13 protein-coding genes are annotated in these 9292 nt (G+C 70.5%); 8 read left to right on the top strand and 5 right to left on the bottom strand.

The genetic code is table 11. The features are described from left to right. Positions 1-276: 276 nt before the first annotated feature. A complete protein-coding gene (locus ACFWPT_RS00270; RefSeq protein WP_380423768.1) occupies positions 277-738 on the bottom strand; it encodes an ATP-binding protein in 462 nt (153 codons plus the stop codon). Between the two features lie 146 nt (positions 739-884). On the opposite strand from ACFWPT_RS00270, the gene ACFWPT_RS00265 reads away from it, so the two are divergent. From ACFWPT_RS00265 to ACFWPT_RS00255, 3 genes are all read left to right on the top strand, one after another. Beyond that, complete coding sequence (locus ACFWPT_RS00265) at positions 885-1754, top strand: Scr1 family TA system antitoxin-like transcriptional regulator (protein WP_380423769.1); 870 nt, start codon at positions 885-887, stop codon at positions 1752-1754. 2 nt (positions 1755-1756) lie between these two features. Continuing rightward, positions 1757-1942, top strand: coding sequence for a DUF397 domain-containing protein (locus ACFWPT_RS00260; RefSeq protein ID WP_380335907.1), 186 nt, complete (start codon positions 1757-1759; stop codon positions 1940-1942). A gap of 92 nt (positions 1943-2034) precedes the next feature. Further along, positions 2035-2277 (top strand): DUF397 domain-containing protein, encoded by a 243-nt coding sequence (locus tag ACFWPT_RS00255; RefSeq protein WP_380478331.1) that lies wholly within the window; start codon positions 2035-2037, stop codon positions 2275-2277. A 15-nt stretch (positions 2278-2292) separates the two neighbouring features. Here the strand turns inward: ACFWPT_RS00255 and ACFWPT_RS00250 are convergent, their stop codons facing one another. Further along, positions 2293-2769 carry a nuclear transport factor 2 family protein gene (locus ACFWPT_RS00250; RefSeq protein WP_380368853.1) on the bottom strand — a complete coding sequence of 159 codons (477 nt, stop codon included), beginning with the start codon at positions 2767-2769 and terminating at the stop codon, positions 2293-2295. A gap of 14 nt (positions 2770-2783) precedes the next feature. Beyond that, positions 2784-3521 (bottom strand): SDR family oxidoreductase, encoded by a 738-nt coding sequence (locus ACFWPT_RS00245; RefSeq protein ID WP_380478329.1) that lies wholly within the window; start codon positions 3519-3521, stop codon positions 2784-2786. A gap of 125 nt (positions 3522-3646) precedes the next feature. Between ACFWPT_RS00245 and ACFWPT_RS00240 the strand changes: the two genes are divergently transcribed. Together ACFWPT_RS00240 and ACFWPT_RS00235 are read left to right on the top strand one after the other, a co-directional pair. Then, the gene (locus tag ACFWPT_RS00240) at positions 3647-4474 is read left to right on the top strand and encodes a helix-turn-helix transcriptional regulator (protein ID WP_380478327.1); all 828 of its coding nucleotides are present in this window, start codon (positions 3647-3649) and stop codon (positions 4472-4474) included. A 31-nt stretch (positions 4475-4505) separates the two neighbouring features. Beyond that, positions 4506-4595 carry a DUF397 domain-containing protein gene (locus tag ACFWPT_RS00235; RefSeq protein WP_380368846.1) on the top strand — a complete coding sequence of 30 codons (90 nt, stop codon included), beginning with the start codon at positions 4506-4508 and terminating at the stop codon, positions 4593-4595. Positions 4596-4622: 27 nt separating this feature from the next. Here the strand turns inward: ACFWPT_RS00235 and ACFWPT_RS00230 are convergent, their stop codons facing one another. Further along, complete coding sequence (locus tag ACFWPT_RS00230) at positions 4623-5126, bottom strand: DUF3592 domain-containing protein (RefSeq protein ID WP_380478325.1); 504 nt, start codon at positions 5124-5126, stop codon at positions 4623-4625. Positions 5127-5245: 119 nt separating this feature from the next. Then, complete coding sequence (locus tag ACFWPT_RS00225; protein WP_380478323.1) at positions 5246-6793, bottom strand: MFS transporter; 1548 nt, start codon at positions 6791-6793, stop codon at positions 5246-5248. Between the two features lie 893 nt (positions 6794-7686). Here ACFWPT_RS00225 and ACFWPT_RS00220 point away from each other — a divergent pair. The 3 genes from ACFWPT_RS00220 to ACFWPT_RS00210 all read left to right on the top strand — a co-directional run bounded on the left by ACFWPT_RS00220 (position 7687) and on the right by ACFWPT_RS00210 (position 9287). Further along, complete coding sequence (locus tag ACFWPT_RS00220; RefSeq protein ID WP_380368838.1) at positions 7687-8073, top strand: nuclear transport factor 2 family protein; 387 nt, start codon at positions 7687-7689, stop codon at positions 8071-8073. A gap of 82 nt (positions 8074-8155) precedes the next feature. Continuing rightward, positions 8156-8593 (top strand): GNAT family N-acetyltransferase, encoded by a 438-nt coding sequence (locus tag ACFWPT_RS00215; protein WP_380478322.1) that lies wholly within the window; start codon positions 8156-8158, stop codon positions 8591-8593. A gap of 106 nt (positions 8594-8699) precedes the next feature. After that, positions 8700-9287: a TetR/AcrR family transcriptional regulator gene (locus ACFWPT_RS00210; RefSeq protein WP_380368832.1), complete on the top strand. Its 588-nt coding sequence runs from the start codon at positions 8700-8702 to the stop codon at positions 9285-9287. Positions 9288-9292 lie beyond the last annotated feature (5 nt).

Genomic DNA, 9292 nt, shown 5'->3' with positions numbered 1-9292 from the left:
CCCCAACCATCCCGGGTTCGCGGCCTGGCGCGTGGTTATTTTTTAATCCCACAACGCCCCCCCCCCCCCCGGGGCGGTGTGGTGTGGTACGGCGGGGGGCCCCACTCCCCACTCCTCTTGCTTTACGGGGTGGTTGGGGTGGAGGTGGAGACGGGGCGGGGGTGGCGGTTCGGGGGGTGGTGCGCGGTGAGGGGGTGGATCCAGGCGAGAAGCGCGAGCAGGAGGACGAACGGGAGGAGGGTGCAGAGCGTCGCGCTGCCCGGACTATGGCGGGGTTCAGGACGCATCGAGGGTGATGGGGAGGTCGAGTTCGGCCCAGACGGTCTTCGCGTTGGGGTGGCGGGGGATGGTGCCCCAGCGGTCGGCGAGGGCGTCGATGAGGGTGAGGCCGCGCCCGGACTGGGAGTTGGGGGCGAGGACGGCGGGCAGAGCCGGGAAGCGGTCGCCCCGGCAGTCCGAGATCTCGATGCGCAAGGTTGTGCCCCGGCGCACGGTGGTGGTGAGACAGAGGTGAAGCTCGAAGCCGCGCCCCGGAACGCGGCCATGGGTAGTCGCGTTAGCGGCGAGCTCCGCGACGATCAGGAGAGCCGAGTAGTACGGCTCGGTGTGGGACAAGTTCAGCCCCCAGGTGGTGAGTTGACGCCTGGCGATGCGCCGGCAGATGGCGGCGCCCTTGGGGGTGGCGGCGAGGGTGATGGTGTGACGGCGGGGACTGTCGAGGGGGATGTCGGTCGTCATGGAAAAAATCGTGACGGCACGGACGTACGCTGACCACGGATTCGACAAGCACTAAGAGTGCCTGTACGGATGCGGAGGGTGGGCCTGTCCGGCCGACCCCGGATTAACCGATCGAAAACGCGGCAAGTCAGGATGGGGTGGCTGCGATGGGTGTCGAGGGAACGGTCTTCGAGGACGGCGATCTGCCGGAGGGGTCCGAGGGGGTCTCTGAGCTCTACGCTGCGGTGGGAAAGCTGATCAAGCACTTCCGCGAGCGGGCCGGGATCACGCAGAAGGAGCTGGCCAAGATGGCCGGTTACAGCGAGGACCAAGTCGGCGCGGTCGAACGCGGCAAGCGGACCCCGAGAGTCGAGTACCTGACGGTGGTTGACGACCTCGTCGGAGCGGGCGGCGCGCTGAAGGCGATCGCCCCGGATGTCATGAAGGCGAAGATCCGCGTGAGTGAGCGGCACCCGGCGTGGTCGAAGCCGTACACGACCGAAGAAGCGCACGCTCTGGAGATTCACGACTACTGCACGTTGGACATCCCAGGCCTAGTGCAGACAGAGGCCCACGCGCGAGCGCTATACCAGATGCGGAAACCAACCCTTACCGATGACTCCGTCGAAAAGTGGGTGGCGGCACGCATGAAGCGGCAAGAGATCCTGACTCGGTCACCGCTTCCGATGATCAGCTGGGTGATCGATGAGAGCGCACTGCGGCGCCCCATGGGCGGGTGGGACGTTCACGAGGAGCAGCTTCGCCACCTGCTGAAGATCGGCCGGATCCGCGGCCTCGAACTCCAGGTGATGCCGCTGGATCGAATGGAGCACGCGGGCATGGGCGGCTCGTTCACCCTCCTCACCCCCAAGGGCCGGTCGCAGATTGCGTTCTGCGAGGTGCAGCACGTCAATCGGCTGATCACGGACCCGGAAGAGGTCCGTATTATGGCCGCACGGTACAGCAGCATCAGGGCGCAGGCGCTCGGCATGAGGGAGTCCCTGGCCCTGATCGAGAAGATCCTGGGAGAGCGGTGAGCATGTCCGAGCTGGCGTGGTTCAAGAGCAGCTACAGCGGCAACGAGGGCACAACCTGCGTCGAGGTCGCCGAGACGCCTGCTGTCATCCACGTGCGTGACTCCAAGGACAAGAGCGGCCCTCAGCTGGCCTTCGAGCCGGCCGCCTGGCAGGCGTTCGTGGCATTCGCCGCGACCGCCGAGGTCTGATCAACGTCCTCCCAACGGCCCACCGCCTACCGGGCGGCGGGCCGTTGGCGTACCGTCAAGCTGACCGCGCCATCCCGGATTTAGGGGGAGCAGTGAGCAGCGAACTCGTCTGGTTCAAGAGCAGCCACAGCGGTAACGAAGGCGGCGAATGCGTCGAGGTCGCCTGGCACAAGAGCAGCCACAGCAGCAACGAGGGCGGCCAGTGCATCGAGGTCGCCGAGACGACCGAGGCCGTCCTCGTCCGCGATTCCAAGGACGCCTCCGGCCCCCACCACACCTTCACCCCCGCCGCCTGGCAGGCGTTCGTCGCCTTCGCCGCCACCGCCGAGGCCTGATCAACGTAGTTCCGGTCACTCCGGTTCGAAGGCTCGCAGGGTGTCCTCGCCGTCGGTCCACAAGACCCCGAGCCGCTGCCGGGTCAAGAGCCATCCGTCCCCGTCACGGCGGAACTCCCAGTCGTAGGGACCGCCCATGGAGTAGGGGGCAGAGGTCCTCCCCGGAGCGGTGACGGCGACGAACCACATGTACCCGATGCCGGTCGCCCGGTCGCCCGCCACGTCCACGTGCATGTTGAGGATGTGGTGCTGGATGCTCGTGTAGGCCGACTCGGCCTCCTCCACCTTCGCGCGGATGGCCTCCCTCCCCTGGGTTCGCTGCCAGGGCCCGAACTCCAGCACGGCGTCTTCGGCCCAACAGGCGGACCAGGTTCGCCAGTCCTTGCGGTCCAGTGCCCGCCAGCCGCGGATCATGAGGGCGTGCAGGGCGTCCCGGTCCTCCAGGCCACGTATTCTGCGCGCCAGGTCGTCGAGAGCGGGGGTGTGCAGCATTCCGGTTCCTTCCGTCACTGGGCGCTCGCCGCAGGTCGAACGACGATCTCGTTCACGTCGACGTACGGCGGCTGGGAGATCGCGTAGGCGACGGCGTCCGCGATCGCGGAGGCCGGCAGGGCCACGGCGCGGTACGTCCGCATGGCCGCCCGGGCGGCCGGGTCCGCGATGCCGTCGGCGAGTTCGGACTCCGTGACACCCGGCGAGACCAGCGTGACCCGGACGTCACCGGCGGACTCCTGACGCAGGCCCTCGGAGATCGCACGGACCGCGAACTTGGTGGCGCAGTACACGGCAGCGGTGGGAGAGACCTCGTACGCGCCGACGGAGGCGATGTTCACGATGTGCCCGCCACCTCGGGCGCGCATCACGGGCAAGGCGGCGGAGATACCGTGCAGGACACCCCGCAGGTTCACGTCGATCATGCGGTCCCACTCCTCCGTCCTGAGCGCCTCCAGCGGCGACAACGGCATCATCCCGGCGTTGTTGACCATCACGTCCACGCGGCCGTACCGCTCTTCGGCCGCTGCGACGAAGTCCCGCACGTCGGCGGCCTCGGTCACGTCCAGGCGCCGGGCCGCCGCCGTGCCGCCCGCGGCGGTGATCTCCGCGACGAGTCGGTCCAGGCGATCGGTGCGCCGTGCTCCCAGGAACAGGCGGTGGCCGTCGGCGGCGAGCCGGCGGGCGGTCGCCTCGCCGATCCCACTGCTGGCACCGGTGATCGCTACGACCTTGATCGTCTGGTCCGGCATGACTGCCCCTTGTCTCTCGGTAGGGCACCGAGTCTGGGCGAGGTGTTCCGGGCGGCCCAGGCCGTGTGCTGCCTGGGTGCGGTACACCCAGGCGGCACACCGGGCCCACGGCCTAGCCTGGGCACATGACCGACAACCAGCTGGGTGAGTTCCTGCGGGCGCGCCGTGCGGCCGTGCGACCGGACGAGGTCGGGATGCCGAGCCACGGCGTGCGCAGGGTCGCCGGGCTGCGCCGCGAAGAAGTCGCCGTGCTGGCAGGGGTGAACGCGGACTACTACACCCGGCTGGAACAGGGCCGTGAACGCCACCCGTCCGCGCAGGTGGTGGACGCGCTCAGCCGCGCGCTGCTGCTGGACACCGATGCCCAGGCGCACCTTCACCAACTGTCCGGAACCGCACCGTCCCAGCGGCCCGTCGCCGCCACCGACCAGGTCGCCCCCGCCCTGCGCGTCCTGCTGGACGGCTACCCCGGCACTCCGGCGTTCGTCATCAACCCGATCCTGGACATCCTGGCCGCCAACGCCCTGGCCGAGGCCCTGTACTCCCCCTTCGAAGCGATGGACAACCTGGCCCGCATGGTCTTCCTCGACCCGGCGGGTCGGCCGTTCCACCCCCGATGGGAGCGGACGGCAGAGACGGTGGTGGGGCACCTGCGCCAGGCGTCCGGCGTCGACCCTGGCGGTCCGCGCCTACGGGCTCTCGTCGGCGAACTCAGCACGCGCAGCAAGGACTTCGCCCGGCTGTGGAACACCCACACCGTGCGCGGCAAGACCCGCGAACACAAGCACCTCCACCACCCGGACGTCGGCGGCATGACCCTCACCCACCACGCATTCGACGTGCGGGACGCCCCCGGCCAGCAGTTGATCATCTACCATGCCGAACACGGCAGCCCCAGCGCCGAGGCACTCAGCCTGCTCGGCTCCGTGCACGCCACACGCGCCGGTAGGTGATCACGCAGCAGGCGAGTCTGAGGAACGCTTCGTGCCAGGGGGACCCTCCGGTCCCCACCACACCTTCACCCCCGCCGCCTGGCAGGCGTTCGTCGCCTTCGCCGCCACCGCCGAGGTCTGATCGACTTCCCCCTCAACGGCTCACCGCCTAAAGAGCGGTGGGCCGTCTGCGCGCCCGGGTGAGCCGGCGGTACGCGAGATGGACCGCGAGGCCCAGCAGGGTCATGACGACGGACGCGACCAGTGCGACCACATCGAGCACGTTCCGGCCCAGCGAGTTCCAGAAACCGATGCTCGAAGCAAGGGCGGCGGTGTCGGTGTGCCTGGGGTCGTACACCGCCGTCACGGTGTCGTGGGCCTTGACGGTGTCGGTGACGTAGGCGAGTTGGGTCTCGACGGGCGCCCCCTCGGACGTCGTGAACCGCACCCGGCAGTGGGCGTTGCCCGCCGGGTTGTCCTGCGGCGCGCTCACTTCGGTGCAGTCGGTGACGACCGCCGACACGTGGACGCCGCGGCTGCGGAGAGCCGACGTCACCCCCATGTCGTGCGGTATCAGGTAGACCAGGCTGAGGACGAACAGCAGGACCCCCAGGCCGATCATCGCGAGCGAACCGTTCCGCACGGTCCGGCCGTGGTCCGGCACCTTCTCCATCGGTCCCCCCGGTATCAGCCCAACTGCCCACCTGCGCTCACGCTAGCCGCACCCACCGACACCGATGACACCGACAGTACGTCGGAGCGCCGACCAGGAGCCCGAGGGCGTTCCGGGGCCTACCCGTCGTCCCGCGTTCGGGGTTCCCGGGCGAGGACGGGACGGGGCAACAGGTACGAGGCCGCGAGCGCCGCTGCGAGCAGTCCGGCCCCGGCCCACAGCGTGATCTGCAGGGTCGCGCTGTAGCCGGCCACCACGACGGTCCCTGCGTCCTGGTCGGCGGCGCCGGCGATCCGCCCGCCGAGTGCGCCGAAGAACACGGTGCCCAGGACCGCGACGCCCAGCGCGCCGCCGAGCTGCTGGACGGCGGTGATGGTCCCGGAGGCCGAGCCGCTCTCGTGCGGTTCGACGGCACCGAGCACGGTGTCGAAGAACGGTCCCATGACCAGGCCCGTGCCCAGGCCGGTGACGATCAGCGCCGGGGCGAGGTGCCACGCCGTCATACCCGTACCGGCCGCGTTCAGGGTGACGGCGAGGGTGGCGACGCCCAGGGCCATGACCATGATTCCGGCCTGGATGACCCGGCGGCCGAACCGCTCGACGGCGCCGAACCGTTCGGCGACCTGGATCGCGGCGAAGCCGAGCACCATCCCCAGCGACCAGGGCAGGCTCGCCAGCCCCGCCCGCAGCGGTGTGAGACCGAGGCCGGACTGCAGGAACAAGCTGAGCACAAGCGAGAAGCCGGCCACCGCCGCGAAGAACACCGCACCGGTCACCAGACCCCCGGAGAAAGCCCGCTTGCGGAACAGGCCCGGCACCACGAGCGGATCGCCGCCCGCCCCGGCCAGTCGGGCCTCGTACCGGCCGAAGACCACGAACAGCCCGATCCCGGCCGCCATCGACACGAACGTCCAGGTGGGCCAGCCCAGTTCACGCCCCTGGACCAGTGGCAGCACCAGCAGCAACGCGGCCAGCGAGGCCAGCCCGGCGCCCGCCAGATCGAGCCGGGGGCGCTGCGTGGAGCGTGACTCCGGCAAGAACTTCCAGCCGCCCAGCAGGGCGAGCAGGCCGAGCGGCAGGTTGATCAGGAAGATCATGCGCCAGCCGGAGCCGAAGAGGTCGGCGTCGACCAGAGCGCCGGCCAGGACCGGGCCGCCCACCGTCGACAGGGCCATCACCGGGCCGAACAGACCGAACGCCCGGCCGATCTCCGGCCCGTCGAACATCTCCTTGATGATGCCCAGGCCTTGCGGGATCATCACCGCGCCGAACAGGCCCTGGAACCCGCGTGCGCCGATCAGCATCCCCGGTGACCAGGACACCGCGCAGAGCAGGGACGCGGCGGTGAAGCCGAGCGCGCCGATCAGGAACATCCGCTTGCGGCCCACGATGTCACCGAGGCGACCGCCGGTGATCAGGCCCACCGCCATCGCCAACGCGTACGCGGCTCCCAGCCACTGCACCGTGGCGGCGCCGCCGCCCAGGTCGGCCCGGATCGACGGTGCCGCGACATTGGCGATCAACGCGTCCAGCATGTCCATCGCCTCGGCGGCGAGCAACACCCACAGAGCGACCCAGCGCCACCGGTACGGTGCGCGGGCGACCTGATCCCGGGCGGCGGGAACGGGGGTGCGGACGGCGACGCCGTCCACGGGAAAGTCAGACACAGAGGTCCCTTTCTCAGAAAGATCACGAGAGAAAGAGACGCACCGGGCACTACCGGGAACCGGTGTGCTGAGAGCGCAAGCCCCGCCCGGACTAACCAATACCGGGAACCGTGTTTTCGCGCGTCACTACCGAACCACGGTAACAGACCGCGCCGGAGAGGAACCCGGCGCCAATGCGCTCGGCGCGTGGCCCCCACCGCGCCGGGTGCGACCGCCACGCGGGCCCCCTACCGCTGACGACGACGCGTCGGCGCCCCCTTGGAGAGCCGACTGCCGGACCCCCGACCCCACCGGGCGAGCGGAGCCCGACTCCCCGCTGCCGCCGTTCTCGGTGTCCGCACCGCCGCCACCCCCGCCCGAACCCGACCCCGCGGCCCCACCTCCACCACCCCGTCCGACCCGAAGGTGGAGTCCTCGCCGCCGCCACCCCCTCCGGCACCCCCGCCCCCACCGCCGCAGGCCTGGACGAGGACCTCGGTCACCCCGGCGGGCACCGCGAAGTAGGAGGTGCCGGCCTCCGAGAACACCTGCTGCCCATGGGCGGCGGCGGCCGTCACGACGGTCCTCAGGTCCACCGGGGCTACCTGCTGCGGCGCGGAGGCGGGGGCAGCGCCGAGCAGGCCACCGGTCACGGGGAGCGCGAGGAGCGCGAGACGCCGCCGACGGGCGGGCCGCGAGGGTCGCACACGAAGAGTATCCATGCGACCACCCTCCGGCATCATTCGCTTGCGCCGCAACCTGGGCGACGCCCCGCGCGGCATCCCGGACGGCGGCCACACCGCCACCGCCGAGGACCCGTCACCCGGAAGGCGAGCCGGCCGCCCCTCTGGCAGCCCCAGCCGGATCTGTCAAACAGCGCACACCTGTTGTGAGCGGACTGGTACGTTCCGCGCATGGACTTCAACGCCATTGCCAACTCGTTCGTGGGCCACTACTACACCACCTTCGACTCCGGCAGCCAGGGACGCGGGAACCTCTCCAGCCTCTACCGACCCGAGTCGATGCTCACGTGGGAAAGCCAGCAGTTCCAGGGGCAGCAGAACATCCTCGCGAAGCTGACGACGCCCGAACTGGCCGCCGTCAAGCACAAGGTGAACACCACCGACGCGCAGCCCGCCCCGGGCAACGGCGTACTGGTCACCGTCACGGGCGGCCTCGCCATCGACAACGCCTTCGACAAGCCGCTGCAATTCGCCGAGACGTTCAACCTGCAGCCGATCCCCGGCCAGCCCGGCGGCTTCTTCGTCTACAACCAGATCTTCCGCCTCATCTTCGCCTGAGCCGCCCAGGGTCCGGGGCTTCCCGTCGGCTTCCCGTTCGACAGGGTGAAGTCCCGGACCGGCGCCGCGACTTGGAGGAAGGGTGCACCTGCGCGAGCTGCGGCCGGCCGACGCCCACGCCGTCCGCCGCATCTACAGCGGCAGGTCGGTCGCCGACCTGTGGTTCGGCCAGATGACCGCCGCCCAGGCCCACGACTACGTACGCGAAGCCCGGGAGGCCGACGCGCAGCGGCCGCGCACCGCACGCGTCCTCGGCATCGACGTCCACGACGACCTGATCGGCATCGTCCGACTCCGCATCACCGGCCGCACGGGCAGCCTCAGCTACATCCTGCGCGAGGACGCCTGGGGCCACGGCTACGCCACCACAGCGGTGCGCCGGTTCCTCGCCCACCACCGCACCCCACGGGTCACCGCCGAGCACCGCGTCGGCAACCCCGCCTCGGGAAGGGTCCTGGTGAAGACCGGCTTCGTCGTGACCACCGTGACCGACGAGATCGTCCACTACCAGCTGGGCTAGCGGCTGCCCTGCCACCTCCGACTCCCCGGGCCCGCGCCGGGCGTGACGCGGACCTTTGCCGTGTGTTTATATTGAACAATGGTTCAACCAAAAACCGGACACCCCCATGCCCCGCACGCCTGAGGCCTCGGCGGCCGTCCGCGAAGCGACCCGCGCCAAGATCCGGCGCGCCGCCGTCCTGCTCATGGCAGAACAGGGCTACCGCGCCACCACCCTGCGCCAAGTCGCCACCCGGGCCGGCGTCGCCGACGGACTGCCCTCCCGCTACTTCGGCAGCAAGGACGGCCTGCTGATCGACATCGCCGACGGCTGGCGCGAACGGACCCGCGCGGCGCTCGCCGCCCAGCCGGCCGACAGCCCCGCCGCCACCCTGCAACTCCTCGTCCGCTCCGCCCTGCTCGGCCTGGACGCAGCCCCCGAGGAGGTCGAGGAGAGCCGGGCCGTCTCCGCCCTGCTCGCCGACCCCGAAGCCCGCGCCGTCCTGGTCGCCGCAGGCGCCGACCTCGCCTCCGCCGACCTCCTCCAGGCCCTGGACGAATCCCTGGCGGCCTGCCGCGTCCCCGACCCCGCTGCCGCCCGCCTGCTCCTCCTCGCCGGCATCCGCGGCGGCCTCACCCTCGCCGCCGAGGACCCGGCCTTCCCACTGCGCGACCTGGAAGCGGCCCTGCTCGCCCACATCCTGCCGACGACCTGACCCCT

Source organism: Kitasatospora sp. NPDC058478 (assembly GCF_042720345.1).
Lineage (GTDB): Bacteria > Actinomycetota > Actinomycetes > Streptomycetales > Streptomycetaceae > Kitasatospora.
Note: the sequence above shows the minus strand (reverse complement) of the source record. Positions and strands in the feature narration are given on the sequence as shown.